The sequence below is a fragment of the Streptomyces xylophagus genome, from assembly GCF_000716435.1.
Classification (GTDB): Bacteria; Actinomycetota; Actinomycetes; order Streptomycetales; family Streptomycetaceae; genus Streptomyces; species Streptomyces xylophagus.
Genome location: NZ_JNWO01000010.1, coordinates 88,316 through 107,629 on the forward strand (window position 1 = coordinate 88,316; position 19,314 = coordinate 107,629).

Below are 19,314 nucleotides of genomic sequence, written 5' to 3' on the forward strand. Positions count from 1 at the left end.
CTGTGCACACGACCACCAGCGACAATGGAGGCCACGCGGTGAACACCCTGCCGCAGCAGCTGGCCAACGGGCTGCTCCTAGGCTCGATGTACGGGCTGATCGCCATCGGCTACACGATGGTGTACGGCATCGTCCAGCTCATCAACTTCGCGCACGGCGAGATCTTCATGACCGGGGCCTTCGGCGCCCTCACGGTCTACGCCTACATCCTGCCCGACGGCACCTCGATGGTGGTCGCGGTACCACTGATGCTGATCGGCGGCGGAATCGTCTCCGTCGTCGTCGCGGTAGGGGCCGAACGATTCGCCTACCGCCCTCTGCGGCAAGCACCACGGCTGGCCCCCCTCATCACCGCCATCGGCCTCTCCCTGTCACTCCAGGAACTCGTCCGGAACTTCTACCCGGGCGCCGACAAGGCCCGCTCCTTCCCCAGCCTCGACGGCAACCACGACATCGGCTCCGTCACCATCTCCGACGCCGACATCTTCCTGGTCATCGCCGCCATCATCTGCATGTCCGGCCTCGCCTGGTTCGTCCGCAAGAGCCGCACCGGCCGCGCCATGCAGGCCACCGCCCAGGACCCGGACACCGCCCAGCTCATGGGCATCGACACCAACCGCATCATCGTCATAGCGTTCGCCATCGGCGGCTTCTTCGCCGCCGTAGCAGCTGTGTCCTACGGCCTGAAGTACGGCAACATCGACTACCGCATGGGCTTCCTGATGGGCCTCAAGGCCTTCACCGCGGCCGTCATGGGCGGCATCGGCAACATCTACGGCGCCATGCTCGGCGGAGTCGTCCTCGGCGTCGCCGAGACCCTCGCCTCCGCCTACATCAGCAAGATCCCCGGCATGGAACAGCTCGGCGGCTCCAGCTGGGCCAACGTCTGGGCATTCTGTCTCCTCATCCTCGTACTGCTGTTCAGGCCACAAGGCCTGCTCGGCGAACGCGTCGCGGACAGGGCGTGATCACATGACCGAGACGACCAAAACCCCGGCCACCCCGCCCGCCGACGACGCCACCCCCGCACCCGGAACACGACGCGGCATCATCCCGCTGCCCCTCGCAGCCGCCCGCGCCCTCCTCCTGGTCGGCGGCATCGCCACCGCGGCCTCCACGTTCCTGCGCTGGACCTGGACCTCCGACTTCCCCGGCGACCTCACCGTCAACGGCTACCCCGGCGGCCTCCAGGTCCTCACCCTCGTCGCCGGCCTCATCACCACGCTGTTCGCCCTCGCCACCTACGAGGTCCGAGGACTCGGCTGGCTCGTGCCCGCCCGCAACAACGCGCCCCTCGTCCTCACCGCCGTCGGCGGCTTCGCCGTCACCTGGTACACGGTCATCGCGATCGCCGCGAAACTCGGCGGCATCGTCAACTGGGAACCCGGCACCTACATCGCCGCCGTCGCCTCCCTGCTCCCCGTCATCGGCGCCCTCGCCCTCCCGCAGGACGCCACCGACACCACCAAGGAAGCACTCAAGGCGTACATCGCCAAGGCCGAGCGCGTCCCGGCCGCCCAGGCCACCGCACCCTGGATCCAGCGACTGGTCATCACCATCGTCGCCGCCCTCGCCCTCACCGTCTTCGCCTACGGCATCGACGCCGAGGACCAACTCTTCGTCGGCTTCCTCATCGTTGTCGTCTTCACCGCCTGGGCCCTGCAGACCGCCGGCCTCTTCGACCGCTTCAGCCGCCTCACGGCCCAGAACCGCAGCTTCGCCCTCGCCATGGGCTTCGTCGCCGCGATCGGCTTCCCCTTCACCCAGACCAACGACCACTACGCCAACCTCGGCGTCAACATCCTGATCTTCGGGACCGTCGCCCTCGGCCTCAACATCGTCGTCGGCCTCGCCGGACTCCTCGACCTCGGCTACGTCGCCTTCCTCGGCGTCGGCGCCTACACCGCCGCCCTGGTCTCCGGCTCCGAGTTCTCCAAGTTCTCCGGCGTCCAGTTCCCCTTCTGGGCCGCCGCCCTCACCGGCGCCGCCGCCAGCCTGATCTTCGGCGTCCTCATCGGCGCCCCCACGCTGCGCCTGCGCGGCGACTACCTCGCCATCGTGACCCTCGGCTTCGGAGAGATCTTCCGCATCTCCGTCAACAACATGGACGGCGTCTCCGGCCCCGACATCACCAACGGCCCCAACGGCATCCCGTCCATCCCCGACCTGTCGTTCTTCGGCTTCAACTTCGGGGAGAACCACGACATCGCCGGATTCACCATCGGCCGGTTCGCCAACTACTACCTGCTCATGGTCCTGATCAGTGCGCTCGTCGTCACGATCTACCGCCGCGCCTCCGACTCCCGCATCGGCCGCTCCTGGATCGCCATCCGCGAGGACGAGACCGCCGCCACCGCCATGGGCATCAACGGCTTCCGCGTCAAGCTCATCGCGTTCGCCCTCGGCGCCACCCTCGCCGGCCTCGCCGGCACCGTCAGCGCCCACGTCACCTACAGCGTGGTGCCCAACCCGTACCAGTTCGCCGGAGCGGCCCCGCCCAACTCCGCGTTCCTCCTGGCCGCCGTCGTCCTCGGCGGCATGGGCACCGTCTCCGGACCCTTCCTCGGCGCCGCCCTGCTCTACCTGCTCCCGGAGAAGCTCGTCGCCCTCCAGGACAAGTCGCTCCTCGCCTTCGGCATCGCGCTCATCCTCCTGATGCGCTTCCGCCCCGAAGGAATCATCCCCAACCGCCGGCGCCAGCTCGAATTCCACGAGACCGGCCAACTCGACGTACCGGACACCACGACCCTGACCGACGATCCGGCCATCACCAAGGCAGGGGCGTAGAGAGCCATGACGACACCTGTACTCGAAGCCCGTGACGTCACCATGCGCTTCGGCGGCCTCACCGCCGTCCGCTCCGTCGACTTCACCGTCAACGCCGGCGAGATCGTAGGCCTCATCGGCCCCAACGGCGCCGGCAAGACCACCTTCTTCAACTGCCTCACGGGCCTCTACGTCCCGACCGAGGGCACGGTCTCCTACCAGGGCACGGTGCTTCCCCCGAAGCCCCACCTGGTCACCAAGGCAGGCATCGCCCGCACCTTCCAGAACATCCGCCTGTTCGCCAACATGACGGTCCTGGAAAACGTCCTCGTAGGCCGCCACACCCGCACCAAGGAAGGCCTCTGGTCGGCCCTCCTCCGCGGCCCCGGCTTCAAGAAGGCCGAAAAGGCGAGCGAAGAACGCGCCATGGAACTCCTGGACTTCATCGGCCTCGCCCACAAGCGCGACCACCTCGCCAGGAACCTCCCCTACGGCGAACAGCGCAAGCTGGAGATCGCGCGGGCACTGGCGAGCGAACCGGGTCTGCTCCTGCTGGACGAGCCGACCGCAGGCATGAACCCCCAAGAGACGCGGGCGACCGAGGAGTTGGTCTTCGCCATCCGCGACAAGGGCATCGCCGTCCTCGTCATCGAGCACGACATGCGCTTCATCTTCAACCTCTGCGACCGCGTCGCCGTCCTCGTCCAGGGCGAAAAACTCGTCGAAGGCACCTCCGACGTCGTCCAGGCCGACGAACGCGTCGTAGCCGCCTACCTCGGCGAACCCTTCGACGGCGGCACCGACGACACCACGGCGGAAACGGAAGCGGAGAGCACGACCGGCACCACCAGCACCAAGGGAGAAGCCCAGTGACCGCACTGCTAGAGGTCGAGGACCTCAGGGTCGCCTACGGCAAGATCGAAGCCGTCAAGGGCATCTCCTTCAGCGTCGAAGCCGGCCAGATCGTCACCCTCATCGGCACCAACGGCGCCGGCAAGACGACCACCCTGCGCACCCTCTCAGGCCTGCTGCAGCCCGCCGGCGGCAAGATCACCTTCGACGGCAAGCCGCTGAAGAACGTCCCCGCACACAAGATCGTCTCCCTCGGGCTGGCCCACTCCCCCGAAGGCCGACACATCTTCCCCCGCCTCACCATCGCGGAGAACCTCCAACTCGGCGCCTTCCTCCGCAAGGACAAAGAAGGCATCGAAAAGGACATCCAGCGCGCCTACGACCTCTTCCCGATCCTGGGAGAGCGCCAGAAGCAGGCGGCAGGCACCCTGTCCGGCGGTGAGCAGCAGATGCTGGCAATGGGCCGCGCGCTCATGTCCCAGCCGAAACTGCTGATGCTCGACGAGCCCTCCATGGGCCTCTCGCCGATCATGATGCAGAAGATCCTCGCGACGATCGTCGAACTGAAGGCATCAGGCACAACGATCCTGCTGGTCGAACAGAACGCCCAAGCAGCGCTCTCCCTCGCCGACCAGGGCCACGTCATGGAGGTCGGCAACATCGTCCTCTCCGGCACGGGCCAGGACCTGCTCCACGACGAGTCGGTACGGAAGGCGTACCTCGGCGAGGACTGAGTCTTCGTCTTCCGGTTGCGTTTCTACGACGAGGCCCGCGCCCCCAGCTTCGGGGGCGCGGGCCTCGTCGTAGTCGTACGTGCTGCCGTGGGTCGGTGTCAGCCCTTCGCGGACTTCTTCTCGTCCGCGTCCTGGATGACCGCCTCGGCGACCTGCTGCATGGACATCCGACGGTCCATCGACGTCTTCTGGATCCACCGGAACGCGGCCGGCTCGCTCAGCCCGTACTCGGTCTGGAGGATCGACTTCGCACGGTCGACCAGCTTGCGGGTCTCCAGCCGCAGCGTGAGGTCGGCGACCTCCTGCTCGAGCTGCTTCAACTCGGTGAAGCGCGAGACGGCCATCTCGATCGCCGGTACGACGTCACTCTTGCTGAACGGCTTCACGAGGTACGCCATCGCACCGGCGTCCCTGGCCCGCTCGACGAGGTCGCGCTGCGAGAAGGCGGTCAGCATCAGTACGGGCGCGATGCCCTCTTCGGCGATCTTCTCGGCGGCGGAGATACCGTCCAGCTTGGGCATCTTCACGTCGAGGATCACGAGGTCGGGCTTGTGCTCACGGGCCAGCTCGACGGCCTGCTCACCGTCACCGGCCTCACCGACGACGGTGTACCCCTCTTCTTCGAGCATCTCTTTGAGATCGAGCCGGATCAGGGCCTCGTCCTCGGCGATGACGACACGGGTCGTCAGCGGAGGCACGTGCGACTTGTCGTCGTCGGGCGCGTCTACGGGCTGGGGCGACTCGGGGGCGGTCACGGGGGCTCCTCGTTCAGGGCACGGGGGTAGTGCTGACAAGAGCCTACCTAGCTGCGGTAAGGTGGTGGCCCGAGGGGTTGGGCAACTCCTTCCTTTCAAAGGCCCCAGTACTCCAACCGGTTAGAGAGGCCGCTCTCAAACAGCGGACAGTGTGGGTTCGAATCCCACCTGGGGCACTTTTCCTTCGAATCGAAGGTTGGCATCAGGAAGCGGATGTTCTCGTTCTAGTGAACATCCGCTTTTTGCTGCGCGCCATCGCGATCACTCTCACAGAGTGTGCACATGTTCTTTCATGGCACACAGGTGCGACAGCAGGCGCTGACACTATTGCGCGACGGCGCGAAGAACGCGGAAGTGGCGCGCCGGCTCAACGTCCCACTCGGCACCATCGGCTACTGGAAGCACCTGGACCGCGCGAAACGCGGCGAGTGCCCGGGGAAGCACGACCCGAAGTGCCCGCGCTGCGACGGCCGAGACCTGGACCTTGCGGCGTACAGCTACCTACTCGGCCTCTACCTCGGCGACGGCCACATCAGTCAGTACTCGGCGCACCGCGTACCCAGCCTCATGATCACGTGCGACGAGTCATGGCCCGGACTGATGGACAGCTGCGAAGAAGCCATGCGCGCCGTCTTCCCCGACAACTCCGTCTGCCGCGTCCGCAAGGTCGGCTGCCGCAACGTGAAGGTCTACTCGAAGCACCTGCACTGCCTTTTCCCCCAACACGGCCCCGGCAAGAAACACGACCGCCGCATAGCCCTCGAACCCTGGCAGCAGGACATCGTCGATGCCCACCCCTGGGAGTTCATCCGGGGTCTCATCCACTCCGACGGCTGCCGCATCACCAACTGGACGACTCGCATGGTCGCCGGTGAGCGCAAGCGCTACGAGTACCCGCGCTACTTCTTCACCAACAAGTCCGACGACATCCGGAAGCTCTTCACCGACACCCTCGACAAGGTCGGCGTCGGATGGACCACGCTGGCCCGCGGCAGCGACCCGTTCAACATCTCCGTCGCCCGCAAAGCCTCAGTCGCCCTCATGGACACCCACGTAGGCCCCAAACACTGACCCCGCAACATGACGCGTCACAACCCACCCCGCCCCCCTTTGTGACCTGCCCCAATTCCCCGCACGACCGTTGACCGGCGCAAACCCCACCCGCGATGTTCGGCCGCATGACACCCCTGAACAGACGAGGTTTCGTCGCGGCAGCCGCCGGTGCCGCCGCGGCAGCCGTAGCCATGAGTCCGGAATCCGCCGCAGCCCTGAGTCATGAACAAAGTCCAACAGACATGGATGAACTGAATCTCTCAGACAAAGACGACTTCGCAGCTGCAGACAAGGGATTCATCGCCGCCCTGAACCCCGGCGTCGTCAAGAACGCGGCCGGAGCAGTCGTCTGGGACAACGACGCCTACGCCTTCCTCAAAGGCCCCGCCCCGAAGACCGCCAACGCCAGCCTCTGGCGCATGTCTCAACTCACCCGGAAACAGGGGCTGTTCAAGGTCACGGACCGGATCTACCAGGTCCGCGGGCTCGACCTCTCGAACATGACGATCGTCGAGGGCGACACCGGTGTCATCGTGATCGACCCCCTGATCTCCGCCGAAACCGCCGCCGCAGCCCTCGAGTTGTACCGCGACCACGTCGCCGACAAAGAGGTCACCGGCCTCATCTACACGCACCCGCACGTCGACCACTACGGCGGCTGCCGAGGCGTCCTCCCGAACGGTGCCGGTGACGTGCCGATCATCGCGCCCGAGGGTTTCATGGAGCACGCCGTCTCCGAGAACGTATACGCGGGCACGGCGATGACCCGCCGTTCGATCTACATGTACGGCGCTCAACTCCCCAAGGGCCCCGCCGCGCACATCGGTTGTGGTCTCGGGCAGAACATCTCCACCGGGACCATCGGGCTTCTCGAACCCACCCAGTACGTGGCGGCGACCGGGCAACGCCTCACCGTCGACGGTGTCCTGATGGAGTTTCAGATGACGCCGGGGACGGAGGCGCCCGCCGAGATGAACTTCCTCCTCCCCGACCTCCGTGCCGTCTGCATGGCGGAGAACGCCACGCACACGATGCACAACATCATCACGCTGCGCGGCGCCCAGGTCCGGGACGCGAAGGAGTGGGCGGCGTATCTCACCGAGTCGGTCGAGCTCTACGACGGTCAGGTGGACGTCGCCTTCGCTTCGCACCACTGGCCGACGTGGGGGAACGACGAGATCGTCGCCCTGCTCGAGGCGCAGCGGGATCTGTACGCGTACATGCATGACCAGACCCTGCGGATGCTCAACTCCGGTCTCACGGCGCGCGAAATCGCCGAGGAGTTCCAACTGCCGCCCGCGCTCGCCGAGGTGTGGGCGAACCGGGGTTATTACGGGTCGGTCAGCCATAACGTGAAGGGTATTTATCAGCGGTACATGGGCTGGTTCGACGCGAATCCGGCGCATCTTTGGGAGCATCCGCCGGTCGCCGAGGCGCAGCGGTATGTGAAAGCCCTGGGAGGCATGACCTCCGCCGTGTCAAAAGCCCAGGCATTCGTCCGCGAGGGCGATCTCCGTTTCGCCGCCACTCTTCTCAACCATTGCGTTTTCGCGGAGCCCGATCACGAAAGGGCCAAGCAACTCCTCGCCCAGGTCTACGAAAAGCTGGCTTACGCGACGGAGAACGCGGTGTGGCGGAACTTCTATCTCACGGGTGCGATGGAGTTGCGGGAGGGAGTCAAGGCGCCTTCAACGACCAGCGACAGCACGGACGTGAAAGCGGCTCTCTCCGTCGATCAGCTCATCGATGCCATGTCGGTGCGGGTCGACGGTCCCAAGGCGTGGGATCTCGATCTCGCCCTCGACTGGTATCTGCCGGGGCAGGCGACGTACTGGCATCTGCGGTTGAGGCACGGGGTGTTGACGCGTACGTCGGGTGCCGTGCCCAACCCCTCCGCCGGGCTGACGCTCACCATGAACAAGGTGCAGTTGTTGCGGTTGCTGGCCGGGAAGGGGTTGGGGGCGATTCAGGTGTCCGGGGACGTCACGTTGCTCACCAGGTTGTTCTCGGTGATCGTGACGCCTGCGGCGGACTTCAACATCGTTACGCCGTAGGACTACTTGGGGCTGTCGTCCTCGCCGATGTGGTGGACGCGGACGAGGTTGGTCGCGCCGGCGACTCCGGGGGGTGAGCCGGCCGTGATGACGACGATGTCGCCCTTCTGGCAGCGGCCGTACTTGAGGAGGAGTTCGTCGACCTGGTCGACCATGGCGTCGGTGGAGTCGACGTGGGGGCCGAGGAAGGTCTCCACGCCCCAGGTGAGGGTGAGTTGGGCGCGGGTGGCCGGTTCGGGGGTGAAGGCCATCACGGGGATGGGGGACCTGTAGCGGGACAGCCTTCGCACCGTGTCTCCAGACTGGGTGAAGGCCACCAGGTACTTCGCGCCGAGGAAGTCGCCCATCTCGGCGGCTGCTCGGGCCACCGCGCCGCCCTGGGTGCGGGGTTTGTTGCGTTCGGTCAGTGGGGGCAGGCCCTTGGCGAGGATGTCTTCTTCTGCCGCTTCGATGATGCGGGCCATGGTGGTGACGGTCGCGATGGGGTACTTGCCGACGCTGGTCTCGCCGGAGAGCATCACGGCGTCCGTGCCGTCGATGACGGCGTTGGCCACATCGGAGGCTTCTGCCCTGGTCGGGCGGGAGTTCTCGATCATCGAGTCGAGCATCTGGGTGGCGACGATGACCGGTTTGGCGTTGCGCTTGGCGAGCTTGATGGCGCGCTTCTGGACGATCGGGACCTGTTCGAGGGGCATTTCGACGCCGAGGTCGCCGCGGGCGACCATGATGCCGTCGAAGGCGGCGACGATGTCGTCGATGGCCTCGACCGCCTGGGGTTTTTCGACCTTGGCGATGACGGGGAGGCGGTGGCCTTCCTCGTCCATGATGCGGTGGACGCCGTCGATGTCCTTGCCGCTGCGGACGAAGGAGAGGGCGATGACGTCGAAGCCGGAGCGCAGGGCCCAGCGGAGGTCGGCCTCGTCCTTGTCGGAGAGGGCGGGGACGGAGACGGCGACTCCGGGGAGGTTGAGGCCCTTGTGGTCGGAGACCATGCCGCCTTCGACGACCTTGGTGTGGACGCGGGGGCCGTCGACGGAGGTGACTTCGAGGCAGACCTTGCCGTCGTCGACGAGGACGCGTTCGCCGGGGGTGACGTCGGTGGCGAGGCCGGCGTAGGTCGTTCCGCAGGACTGGCGGTCGCCTTCGGCGCCTTCTTCGACGGTGATGGTGAAGGTGTCTCCGCGTTCAAGGAGTACGGGGCCTTCGGTGAAGCGGCCGAGTCGGATCTTCGGGCCTTGAAGGTCGGCGAGCATTCCGACGTTGCGGCCTGTCTCTTCGGCGGCCTTTCGCACGCGCTGGTAGCGCTCCTCGTGTTCGGCGTGGGAGCCGTGGCTGAGGTTGAAGCGGGCTACGTCCATTCCGGCTTCGACCAGGGCTTTGATCTGGTCGTACGAGTCGGTGGCGGGGCCCAATGTACAGACGATTTTTGCTCGGCGCATGGTTTGAGCCTAGGCCTTACCGGTGGGTAGGGAATTGGCCGTGCATGACTACTCAACAACCTTTGGGTGAAGGGTTATTGACAAGGCTTGAATGTGCGGCGGGGTGCTCCAATGAGCGTTCGAATGGTCGCCATTTGAACTCCGGTCACAGAATCGGGGGTGCCATGGTGAAGCGCGCGTTGACCTGGGCGTACACGTGTTGCCGTTGGGGTTCGAGGTCGAGGGGTGCGGCGGCGGTGTCCTCGGCGGCTGCGCCGGCGAAGGACATGGAGCGCATACGGCCCTGGGGTGCGCCGTAGGTCTGGGCGTTCTCGGCGCCGATGTCGGCGAGCTCCACGAGTGCGGCCAGGGTCGTGCCGAGTGCTTCGGCGTATTCGCGGGCGCGTTGGACGGCTTCGCGTACGGCTTGCTGGCGGGCCTGGCGGTGGACGGGTGAGTCGGGGCGCAGGGCCCACCAGGGGCCGTCGACGCGGGTGAGGTCGAGGTCGGCGAGGCGGGTGGTGAGTTCGCCGAGGGAGGTGAAGTCGGTGAGTTCGGCGGTGACGTTGACCCTGCCGTGGTAGCGGTGGACGCGTTCGCCGCGGCCGTGTTTGGTGAGTTCGGGGGTGATGGAGAAGCCGCCTGTCTCGAGGCGTTCGACGGCGTCGCCGTAGCTTTTGACCAGGTCGAGGACGGTGGCGTTGCGGCGGGTGAGGTCGTCGAGGGCGGTGCGGCGGTCGGTGCCGCGGGCGGCGACGGTGATGCCGATGCGGGCGATCTCGGGGTCGACTTCGAGGCGTGCTTCGCCGCGGACGGCGATGCGGGGGGCGTCGGGGGTGCCGTAGGGGAAGGGGGGTTGCGGGTCGTCCGTGCTGGGCGTGGTCATACGTCCCACTCTGTCAGGTGTGCCGCCTGGTGGTCATCAGATCGAAACCTGGGGGACCTGTCGCATCCAGTAAGAAGCAAGTAAGAATCTACGCGCGTTGTTGACCGTTTCCCGAGGAGATCCAGACATGCCCTTGAACCGCCGGAAGTTCCTGAAGAAGTCCGCCGTGACGGGCGCCGGGGTCGCGCTGGCCGGTGCGGCGGCGGCTCCGGCGGCGCAGGCCGCGGAGAAGAAGAAGCCGGGCAGGCCCGCGAAGCGGTACTCGCTGACCGTGATGGGCACGACGGACCTGCACGGGCATGTCTTCAACTGGGACTACTTCAAGGACGCGGAGTACGCGGACGCCAAGGGCAATGCCATGGGTCTGGCGCGGGTGTCCACGCTCGTGAACCAGATCCGTCAGGAGAAGGGGCGGCGGAACACGCTGCTGCTGGACGCGGGCGACACGATCCAGGGCACTCCGCTGACGTACTACTTCGCGAAGGTGGATCCGATCACCGCGAAGGGTGGTCCGGTGCATCCGATGGCGCAGGCGATGAACGCGATCGGGTACGACGCGGCGGCGCTGGGCAACCACGAGTTCAACTACGGGATCGAGACGCTGCGGAAGTTCGAGGACCAGTGCCGTTTCCCGCTGCTCGGGGCGAACGCGCTGGACGCGAAGACGCTGAAGCCGGCGTTCCCGCCGTACTTCATCAAGAAGTTCCACGTGCCGGGCGCTCCGCCGGTGAAGGTGGCGGTGCTCGGGCTCACCAATCCGGGTATCGCGATCTGGGACAAGGCGTATGTGCAGGGGAAGTTGACGTTCCCGGGGCTCGAGGAGCAGGCGGCGAAGTGGGTGCCGAAGCTGCGGTCGATGGGGGCGGATGTCGTCGTGGTGTCGGCGCATTCGGGGTCGTCGGGGACGTCGTCGTACGGTGATCAGCTGCCGTACGTGGAGAACTCGGCGGCGCTGGTCGCGCAGCAGGTGCCGGGTATCGACGCGATCCTCGTCGGCCACGCGCACGTGGAGATCCCGGAGTTGAAGGTCACGAACACGGCGACGGGCAAGACGGTCGTGCTGTCCGAACCGCTGTGCTACGCCGAGCGGTTGAGCGTGTTCGACTTCGAGTTGGTCTTCGAGAAGGGGCGTTGGACCGTCGAGTCGGTGGCGGCGTCGCTGCGGGACGCGAAGACGGTCGCGGACGACCCGAAGATCACGCGCTTGCTGAAGGACGAGCACGCGCTGGTCGTGGAGTACGTCAACCAGGTCGTCGGTACGGCGACGGCGACGCTGACGACGGTCGACGCGCGGTACAAGGACGCCCCGATCATCGACCTGATCACCAAGGTTCAAGAAGACGTGGTGAAGGCGGCGTTGGCGGGGACGTCGTATGCGTCGCTGCCGGTGATCGCGCAGGCGTCGCCGTTCTCGCGGACCTCGGAGATCCCGGCGGGCGAGGTGACGATCCGGGATCTGTCGGGGCTGTACGTGTACGACAACACGCTGGTCGCGAAGCTTCTGACGGGTGCTCAGGTGCGGGCGTATCTGGAGTACTCGGCGGAGTACTTCGTGCAGACGGCGGCGGACGCGGTCGTCGACACGGAGAAGCTGACGAACGCGAACGGCCGGCCGGACTACAACTACGACTACGTGTCCGGCTTCTCGTACGAGATCGACATCGCGCAGGCGGCCGGTTCGCGGATCAAGAACCTCACCTACAACGGCGCCGCGCTGGACGACGCGCAGCAGTTCGTGCTGGCGGTGAACAACTACCGGGCGAACGGCGGCGGTGCGTTCCCGCATGTGGCGTCGGCGACCGAGGTGTGGGCGGAGTCGACGGAGATCCGGACGCGGATCGCGGAGTGGGTGACCGCGAAGGGTGTGCTGGATCCGGCGGACTTCGCTTCGGTGGACTGGAAGTTGACGCGGAACGGGACGCCGGTGTTCTAGAGCGTGAGCAAGGTGGTGTCGACGGCGTCGGCGATGGCTTTCGCACCGGCGTCGTTGACGTGGAGGCCGTCGCCGGCGTTGAACTCGGCCCGGATCCGGGTGGGTTGGCCGGGGTCGGCGACGGCGGCGGCGATGTCCACGACGGCGTCGAAGGGCTGGTCCGGGCCGAGCAGCCAGTCGTTGACGCGGCGGCGGGTGGCCTGGCCCTGCGGGGTGTCGACCCCGTCGTAGATGGTGCCTTCGTACGGTCCGAGGGTGCCGCCGATGGCGATGAGTCCGGCGGCGTGGAGGCGGTCGGTGAGGGCGGTGAAGCCCGCGATGAGGTCCTCGGCGGTCGGGGCGCCGGCCGGGGGTTCGGGGAAGGACTGGGCGCCGGGCAGGCCGATGTCGTTGAGGCCGGCATGGATCAGGACGTGGCTGACGCCGGGCACGTCGAGGACGTCGTGTTCGAGTCGGGCCAGGAGGTGTTCGCCGGCCTCGTCGGTGAGGAGCCGGTTGCCGGAGATGCCCTGGTTGACGATCCAGCCGCGGGTGAGACGGCGGCTGAGCTGTGCGGGGAAGCTGTTGTCGGCGCCGGGGGTGGTGGCCGCGCCCTCGACCCATGAGTCCCCGAAGGCGACGGCGATGCGGGTGCCGGCGGGCGCGAGGACGTCGACGCCGGCGAGGAGGTGACTTGTCGTCAGTTCTTCGGCGTCGTCGAGGACTTCGGCGGAGAGCTGGTTGCCGGGGACGACGTGTCCGGTGTCGTGGGCGACGGCGGAGTAGGTGGTCGGTCCGGTGTCGCCCGGCAGATAGAGGCTGAGGACGAGTTCCTCGCCCGCGTGCGCGGGCCGTTCGACGGGGTCGCTGAGGAGTTCTTCGCCGACGCGGATCACGGCGGTCGGAGCGCCGGAGAAGGTCAGCGGGGTGTCGGTGCCGGGGTCGATGCCGCTGCCCCGGGTGCGGGTGGCGAGGTGGGCGCCGCCGATGTCCAGGGGCTCCTTGCCGTAGCGGTTGCTGAGCCTGACTCGGAGTGCGTCGCCCCCTCCGGCCAGGCGCAGGGACTGCCGTACGGTCTGGTCGGTGAAGCCGCGGGGTTCGAAGAGGTGGAAGTCCTCGTGGGGGCTGAGGACGGCGGAGCGGTGGGCTGCGATCCACGTCGTTGTCATGGCGGGCCCAACGTCGCGATTGTCGGACGTCTTCCTCCCCTTGCGCTTTTTTTACTCTCCGCTTGTCACCTTCCCTCGACTAGCGGGGTGAGGGTCCGGGCCTGCCGGGCCGGGGGGATCTGCGGCTGGGGGTCGAGCCCGAAGGTCGTGAAGGCCGTTCGGTCCGGCAGGGGGTAAGGGTCCTTGCCCGTGAGGGAGTTGAGGATGGTGGCGCTGCGCCAGGCGGCGAGGCCGAGGTCGGGGGCGCCGACTCCGTGGGTGTGGACTTCGGCGTTCTGGACGTAGACCTGGCAGCCGGCGCCGGTGACGGAGGGGTCGAGGACGAGCCTGAACTGGTCGTCCACGCGCGGGCGTTCGGCGCTGTCGCGGCGCAGGTAGGGGTCGAGTCCGGCGAGGATGCGGCCGAGGGGGCGTTCGCGGTAGCCGGTGGCGAGGACGACGGCGTCGGTGGTGAGGCGGGAGCGGGTGTTCTGCTGGACGTGTTCCAGGTGGAGTTCGACCTTGGTGGTCGCGATGCGGCCCGCCGTACGGACGCGGACGCCGGGGGTGAGGACGGCGTCGGGCCAACCGCCGTGCAGGGTACGGCGGTAGAGCTCGTCGTGGATGGCGGCGATGGTGCCGGCGTCGATGCCCCTGTGGAGTTGCCACTGTGCGGTGACGAGGCGGTCGCGGACCGGTTCGGCGAGGGCGTGGAAGTAGCGGGTGTAGTCGGGGGTGAAGTGCTCCAGGCCGAGCTTGGAGTACTCCATGGGCGCGAAGGCCTCGCTGCGGCCCAGCCAGTGGATCTTCTCGTGTCCTGCGGGGCGGTTGCGGAGCAGGTCGAGGAAGACCTCGGCGCCGGTCTGTCCGGAGCCGATGACGGTGATGTGCTCGGCGGCGAGGAACGTTTCGCGGTGGGCGAGGTAGTCGGCGGCGTGGATGACGGGGACGCCGGGGGCTTCGACGAGGGGCTTGAGCGGGTCCGGGACGTAGGGGGCGGTGCCTACGCCGAGGACGATGTTCTTGGTGTAGGTGCGGCCGAGGGCTTCGGCCTCTCCGTCGCTGTCGAGCTGGGTGAAGTCGACCTCGAAGACGTCGCGTTCGGGGTTGAAGCGGACGGCGTCGACCTGGTGGCCGAAGTGGAGTCCGGGGAGGCTGCCCGCGACCCAGCGGCAGTAGGCGTCGTACTCGGCGCGCTGGATGTGGAAGCGCTCGGCGAAGTAGAAGGGGAAGAGCCGGTCACGGTCCTTGAGGTAGTTGAGGAAGGACCAGGGGCTGGCGGGGTCGGCGAGGGTCACCAGGTCGGCGAGGAAGGGGACTTGGACGGTGGCGCCGTCGATGAGCAGGCCGGGGTGCCAGTCGAAGCCGGGGCGCTGTTCGTAGAAGGCGGTGTCGAGTTCGGTGAGGGGGTGGGCGAGCGCGGCCAGCGAGAGGTTGAACGGTCCGATGCCGATGCCGACCAGGTCGCGGGGTGCTTCGGGTTCGTGGCGTGGGGGGTTGGGGGCCTGGGGGTGACCCGTCGGGGGGTGGCTCATCGGGGGGTGTGTCCTTCCACCAGTTTCAGGAGGGCGGCCAGGTCGTCGGGCCGGGTGTGGGGGTTGAGGAGGGTGGCTTTGAGCCAGAGCCGGCCGTCGAGCGCGGCCCGGCCGAGGACGGCCCGTCCGTCGTGGAGGAGTTGTCGGCGTACGGCGGCGACGGCCTCGTCGGTGGCTTCGGCCGGCCGGAACAGGACGGTGCTGATGACGGGCGGGTCGTAGAGCTCGAAACCGGGGTGGTTGTGGACCATGGCGGCGAACTCCCGTGCGCGGGCGCAGACTTGGTCGACGAGGGTGCCGAGTCCGGTGCGGCCGAGGGTTTTCAGGGTGACGGCGATCTTGAGGACGTCGGGGCGTCGGGTGGTGCGCATCGAGCGGCCGAGGAGGTCGGGGAGACCGGCTTCGGTGTCGTCGTCGGCGTTGAGGTAGTCGGCGCGCTGGGTGAGGGCGGCGAGGTCGCGGGGGTGGCGTACGGCGAGGAGGCCGGCGGCGACGGGCTGCCAGCCGAGTTTGTGCAGGTCGAGGGTGACGGTGTGGGCGCGGTCGAGGCCGGCGAGTTTGTCGCGGTGCCGGTCGCTGAAGGCGAGGCCTCCGCCGTAGGCCGCGTCGATGTGGAGGCGGGCGCCGTGGGCCGCGCACAGGCCGGCGATCTCGGGCAGCGGGTCGATGAGGCCGGCGTCGGTGGTGCCGGCGGTGGCGGCGACCAGGACGGAGCCGCGCGGGCCCGGCAGTGCGGTGAGGGCCTCGTCGAGGGCGGCGGGGTCGAGGGTGCCGGCCGGGGCGGGGACGACCACGGGGTCGGGCAGCCCGAGGAGCCAGGCGGCGCGGGGCAGGGAGTGGTGGGCGTTGGAGCCGCACACCAACTGCACGCTGCCGTTGTGCGCTTCGCGGGCGAGCAGCAGGGCGAGTTGGTTGGCCTCGGTGCCGCCGGTGGTGACGAGGGCGTCGGCGAGGCCGATCTCGTGGGCGAGGGTACGGGCGACGAGGGCTTCGAGGGCGGAGGCGGCCGGGGCCTGGTCCCAGGAGTCCAGCGACGGGTTGAGCGCGCTGACGGCGAGGTCGGCGGCGGTGGCGACAGCGAGCGGCGGGCAGTGCAGGTGCGCCGCGCAGAGCGGGTCGGCGGGGTCGGCGGCGCCCTCCGCGAGGGCGTGCACGAGGGTGCGCAGGGCGATCGGATCGCCTTCGTCCGGGAGTACGTCCCCCACGGCGTCCAGCATGCGGGCGGCGACCGCCTCGGGGCCGCCCGCGGGGAACGGGCCGCCGCGTGCGCGGCGGCCGGTGCCGAGGGCGTCGAGGACGGTGTCGAGCAACGGCCGTAGAGCGTCGGGGCCTTCGGGGCCTGAGGCGAGGGGGGCGCTGCTCATGCTGTCCTCCGGGGCGCGGGCATGGGGAATTCCAGCTTGGACCCGGATGAGTCGACGCGCCCGGGGAGTACAACGATCAGAACCCGAAAGGGTGTTGTTCAGGGCCCGTGTGTTGGTGCGGGCGTTGCCGGGGGCTGCGCCCCCAGACCCCCGCTTCGGCCCTGAAGGGGCCTCGTCCTCAAACGCCGGACGGGCTGAATTGCACCCCCCGTACTCGCAATGCGCGCTCCAGGTCGTCGAGTTGGTCGACCAGCTTGCGGCGCAGGGCCGGGGTGAGGTCGGCGTCGCGCAGGCATTCCTCGCCGAGGCGGAGGGTTTCGGGGTCGACGGCGTGGGTGGGGAAGGCCCAGCGGCCGGCAGCATCGGCCATGGCGGGGCCCCGGCGGGCGGCGAGGGCGACCGCGTCCTCGTAGAAGCGGGGCACGTACTCCCGTACCAGATCGGCCTGTTCGGGTTGCCAGAAGCCCTGGGCGGTGGCGGTGAAGAGGTAGTTGGAGAGGTCGTCGGTGGTGAACATCGCCTCCCAGGCCGTGCGCTTGGCCTCGGGGTCGGGCAGGGCGGCACGGCAGCGGGCGGCGCCTTCCTGGCCGGTGGCGGACGGGTCGCGCTCCAGCTCGGCGGCGATCGCGGGCTCGTCGGTGGCGCCGAGGACGGCCAGGCGACCCAGCACGCGCCAGCGGAGCTCCGGGTCCAGCTCGGGGCCGCCGGGGACGGTGCCCTCGGTGAGCCAGGCGGCGATGGTGTCCGGGTGTGCGGCGACGTCGATGAAGTGGCGTACGGCGATGAGGCGCAGGCCGGGGTTGGAGCCGTCCTCGGTGCGGCGGATGAGGTCGCGGCACAGATCGGTGAGGGTGGAGAGGGCGACCGGGCGGGCCTCGGGAGTGAGGTAACGGTCGGCGACCTGGGCGGCGGAGAAGGCGAGGACGCCCTGGACGAGGGCGAGGTCCGTCTCGTGCGGGAGGTGGGCGCGGGCGGCGTCCAGGTAGGCGGAGGCCGGGAGTTCGCCGTCGCGGACAGCGTCCCTAAGGGCGTTCCAGACGACCGCGCGGGTGAGGGGTTCGGGGAGGCCGGAGAGGCTGGTGCGGACCGTTTCGAGGGACTCGGCGTCGAAGCGGATCTTGGCGTAGGTGAAGTCGCCGTCGTTGAGGAGGACGAGGGCGGGGCGGGAACCCATGGTGCTTGTGCTGCTGCTGCCGCTGGGGGTGGCGGCGAGGTCCTCCTCGATGCGGCCGCGCAGGGTGAGGCGGCTCGCGTCGTGGAGGTCGTGGTCGTAGAGGCCGATGGTGATGCGGTGCGGGCGCTTGCCGCCGGCTGACTCGTGGGTGCTGAGGTGGGTGAGTCCGTCCCGGTCCTGGGCGGGGTCGGGCCCGGTCCAGACTCCGTGGCTGCCCTCGTGCTGGATGGCGAGGCTCCAGTAGCCGTCGGTCGCGCCGACTTCGGGCGTGAGGGTGTCCACCCCCGTCGTGCGCAGCCACGCGTCCGCCCAGGCGTGGACGTCCCGTTCGGTGCCGGAGGCGAGGGAGTCGATGAAGTCGGCGAGGGTGGCGTTGGCGAACTTGTGGCGGGCGAAGTGGGTGTTGATGCCGGCGAGGAAGTCCTTCTCGCCGAGCCAGGCCACCAACTGCCGTAGTGCGGAGGCGCCCTTGGCGTACGAGATGCCGTCGAAGTTCAGGAGGGCGGAGGCGGTGTCGTCGACGTTCTCCGGGGCCACGGGGTGGGTGGAGGGGCGCTGGTCGGCGTCGTAGCCCCAGGCCTTGCGGACGACGCCGAAGTCGGTCCAGGTGTCGGTGAAGCGGGTGGCTTCGGTGAGGGTCTGGTAGCCCATGTACTCGGCGAAGGACTCGTTCAGCCAGATGTCGTCCCACCACTGGAGGGTGACGAGGTCGCCGAACCACATGTGGGCCATCTCGTGGGCGATGACCATGCCGCGGGTCTGGCGCTCGGTGTCGGTGACGGCGGAGCGGTAGATGAACTCGTCGCGGAAGGTGACCAGTCCGGGGTTCTCCATGGCGCCCGCGTTGAACTCGGGGACGAAGGCCTGGTCGTAGGAGTCGAAGGGGTAGGGCTCCTCGAACTTCTCGTGGTAGCGGTCGTAGCACTGCCGGGTGATGTCGAGGATCTCCTCGGCGTCCGCGTCGAGGTGGGGGGCCAGGGAGCGACGGCAGTGGATGCCGAAGGGCAGTCCTCGGTGCTCGGTGCGGATCGAGTGCCAGGGGCCGGCGGCGACGGCGACGAGGTAGGTCGAGATGAGGGGGGTGGGGGCGGCCTGCCAGCGGCCTTCGCCGAGGTGTTCGGTGATGCCGTTGGCGAGGACGGTCCAGCCTTCGGGGGCCGTGACGGTCAGGTCGAAGACGGACTTGAGGTCGGGCTGGTCGAAGGCGGCGAAGACGCGCTGGACGTCGTCCATGAACAGCTGGGTGTAGAGGTAGGTCTCGCCGTCGGTGGGGTCCGTGAAGCGGTGCATGCCCTCGCCGGTGCGGGAGTAGCGCATGCTCGCGTCGACGCGCAGTTCGTGCTCGCCGGCGGTGAGGCCGGGCAGCGGGAGCCGGTTCTCGACGAGTTTTTCCGGGTCCAGGGGGTGGCCGTCGAGGGTGACGGAGCGCAGCTCGGCGGGCTTGAGCTCGACGAAGGTGTCGGTGCCTTCTTGATCCCCGCGAACGGTGAACCGGATGACGGTGCGGGAGTCGAAGGTGTCTTCGCCCGTCGTCAGATCGAGTTCGATCGTGTAGCGGTGGACGTCGAGGAGCCTGGCACGGGTCTGCGCTTCGTCGCGCGTCAGTACGGACATGGTGGACATGCTGCCTGATGGCACTGACATGGCACAGGGCGGGTCCGGT

14 protein-coding genes and 1 tRNA gene are annotated in these 19,314 nt (G+C 68.2%); 8 read left to right on the plus strand and 7 right to left on the minus strand.

Annotation, left to right across the window (positions count from 1 at the left end; translation table 11 throughout):
* Nucleotides 1–38 precede the first annotated feature (38 nt).
* From OO70_RS23920 to OO70_RS23935, 4 genes are read left to right on the plus strand one after another with little or no spacing between them, the layout of a single operon-like run.
* On the plus strand, nucleotides 39–968 hold the full coding sequence (locus tag OO70_RS23920) for a branched-chain amino acid ABC transporter permease (protein ID WP_043675152.1): 930 nt from the start codon (nucleotides 39–41) through the stop codon (nucleotides 966–968).
* Between the two features lie 4 nt (nucleotides 969–972).
* Nucleotides 973–2,787, plus strand: coding sequence for a branched-chain amino acid ABC transporter permease (locus OO70_RS23925; RefSeq protein ID WP_043675154.1), 1,815 nt, complete (start codon nucleotides 973–975; stop codon nucleotides 2,785–2,787).
* Between the two features lie 6 nt (nucleotides 2,788–2,793).
* Nucleotides 2,794–3,639 (plus strand): ABC transporter ATP-binding protein, encoded by an 846-nt coding sequence (locus OO70_RS23930; RefSeq protein ID WP_043675157.1) that lies wholly within the window; start codon nucleotides 2,794–2,796, stop codon nucleotides 3,637–3,639.
* Nucleotides 3,636–4,352 (plus strand): ABC transporter ATP-binding protein, encoded by a 717-nt coding sequence (locus OO70_RS23935; RefSeq protein ID WP_043675160.1) that lies wholly within the window; start codon nucleotides 3,636–3,638, stop codon nucleotides 4,350–4,352. Before OO70_RS23930 ends, OO70_RS23935 begins: the two co-directional genes overlap by 4 nt.
* A gap of 98 nt (nucleotides 4,353–4,450) precedes the next feature.
* Here OO70_RS23935 and OO70_RS23940 read toward each other — a convergent pair whose 3' ends face one another.
* Nucleotides 4,451–5,107, minus strand: coding sequence for an ANTAR domain-containing response regulator (locus OO70_RS23940; RefSeq protein ID WP_043675163.1), 657 nt, complete (start codon nucleotides 5,105–5,107; stop codon nucleotides 4,451–4,453).
* Between the two features lie 101 nt (nucleotides 5,108–5,208).
* Between OO70_RS23940 and OO70_RS23945 the strand changes: the two genes are divergently transcribed.
* From OO70_RS23945 to OO70_RS23955, 3 genes are all read left to right on the plus strand, one after another.
* Nucleotides 5,209–5,283 (plus strand) — tRNA-Leu (locus tag OO70_RS23945).
* A 106-nt stretch (nucleotides 5,284–5,389) separates the two neighbouring features.
* Entirely contained in the window at nucleotides 5,390–6,178 is a 789-nt protein-coding gene (locus tag OO70_RS23950) for a helix-turn-helix domain-containing protein (protein WP_043675165.1), read from the plus strand.
* Between the two features lie 107 nt (nucleotides 6,179–6,285).
* Nucleotides 6,286–8,214 carry an alkyl/aryl-sulfatase gene (locus OO70_RS23955; RefSeq protein WP_043675578.1) on the plus strand — a complete coding sequence of 643 codons (1,929 nt, stop codon included), beginning with the start codon at nucleotides 6,286–6,288 and terminating at the stop codon, nucleotides 8,212–8,214.
* Between the two features lie 2 nt (nucleotides 8,215–8,216).
* Here OO70_RS23955 and pyk read toward each other — a convergent pair whose 3' ends face one another.
* Together pyk and OO70_RS23965 are read right to left on the minus strand one after the other, a co-directional pair.
* The gene (pyk, locus tag OO70_RS23960) at nucleotides 8,217–9,653 is read right to left on the minus strand and encodes a pyruvate kinase (protein ID WP_043675168.1); all 1,437 of its coding nucleotides are present in this window, start codon (nucleotides 9,651–9,653) and stop codon (nucleotides 8,217–8,219) included.
* A gap of 145 nt (nucleotides 9,654–9,798) precedes the next feature.
* Nucleotides 9,799–10,518 (minus strand): SIMPL domain-containing protein, encoded by a 720-nt coding sequence (locus OO70_RS23965; RefSeq protein ID WP_043675171.1) that lies wholly within the window; start codon nucleotides 10,516–10,518, stop codon nucleotides 9,799–9,801.
* Nucleotides 10,519–10,645: 127 nt separating this feature from the next.
* On the opposite strand from OO70_RS23965, the gene OO70_RS23970 reads away from it, so the two are divergent.
* Entirely contained in the window at nucleotides 10,646–12,451 is a 1,806-nt protein-coding gene (locus OO70_RS23970; RefSeq protein WP_043675174.1) for a bifunctional metallophosphatase/5'-nucleotidase, read from the plus strand.
* On the opposite strand, the gene OO70_RS23975 is transcribed toward OO70_RS23970, so the two are convergent.
* The 4 genes from OO70_RS23975 to pepN form a co-directional block, all read right to left on the minus strand.
* A complete protein-coding gene (locus OO70_RS23975; protein ID WP_043675176.1) occupies nucleotides 12,448–13,599 on the minus strand; it encodes a GDSL-type esterase/lipase family protein in 1,152 nt (383 codons plus the stop codon). The genes OO70_RS23970 and OO70_RS23975 overlap by 4 nt on opposite strands.
* 65 nt (nucleotides 13,600–13,664) lie before the next feature.
* The gene (locus OO70_RS23980) at nucleotides 13,665–15,113 is read right to left on the minus strand and encodes a lysine N(6)-hydroxylase/L-ornithine N(5)-oxygenase family protein (protein WP_043675178.1); all 1,449 of its coding nucleotides are present in this window, start codon (nucleotides 15,111–15,113) and stop codon (nucleotides 13,665–13,667) included.
* Nucleotides 15,110–16,477 carry a pyridoxal phosphate-dependent decarboxylase family protein gene (locus tag OO70_RS23985; protein WP_043675182.1) on the minus strand — a complete coding sequence of 456 codons (1,368 nt, stop codon included), beginning with the start codon at nucleotides 16,475–16,477 and terminating at the stop codon, nucleotides 15,110–15,112. Before OO70_RS23985 ends, OO70_RS23980 begins: the two co-directional genes overlap by 4 nt.
* A gap of 178 nt (nucleotides 16,478–16,655) precedes the next feature.
* A complete protein-coding gene (gene pepN, locus OO70_RS23990; RefSeq protein ID WP_199827392.1) occupies nucleotides 16,656–19,274 on the minus strand; it encodes an aminopeptidase N in 2,619 nt (872 codons plus the stop codon).
* Nucleotides 19,275–19,314: the final 40 nt, after the last annotated feature.

Coding starts and splice junctions, on each gene's coding strand:
- OO70_RS23970 (WP_043675174.1), top strand. CDS start 10,646: ATGCCCTTGAACCGCCGGAAGTTCCTGAAGAAGTCCGCCGTGACGGGC.
- OO70_RS23955 (WP_043675578.1), top strand. CDS start 6,286: ATGACACCCCTGAACAGACGAGGTTTCGTCGCGGCAGCCGCCGGTGCC.
- OO70_RS23980 (WP_043675178.1), bottom strand. CDS start 15,113: ATGAGCCACCCCCCGACGGGTCACCCCCAGGCCCCCAACCCCCCACGC.
- pepN (WP_199827392.1), bottom strand. CDS start 19,274: ATGTCCACCATGTCCGTACTGACGCGCGACGAAGCGCAGACCCGTGCC.
- OO70_RS23950 (WP_043675165.1), top strand. CDS start 5,390: ATGTTCTTTCATGGCACACAGGTGCGACAGCAGGCGCTGACACTATTG.
- OO70_RS23985 (WP_043675182.1), bottom strand. CDS start 16,477: ATGAGCAGCGCCCCCCTCGCCTCAGGCCCCGAAGGCCCCGACGCTCTA.
- OO70_RS23975 (WP_043675176.1), bottom strand. CDS start 13,599: ATGACAACGACGTGGATCGCAGCCCACCGCTCCGCCGTCCTCAGCCCC.
- OO70_RS23930 (WP_043675157.1), top strand. CDS start 2,794: ATGACGACACCTGTACTCGAAGCCCGTGACGTCACCATGCGCTTCGGC.
- pyk (WP_043675168.1), bottom strand. CDS start 9,653: ATGCGCCGAGCAAAAATCGTCTGTACATTGGGCCCCGCCACCGACTCG.
- OO70_RS23925 (WP_043675154.1), top strand. CDS start 973: ATGACCGAGACGACCAAAACCCCGGCCACCCCGCCCGCCGACGACGCC.
- OO70_RS23965 (WP_043675171.1), bottom strand. CDS start 10,518: ATGACCACGCCCAGCACGGACGACCCGCAACCCCCCTTCCCCTACGGC.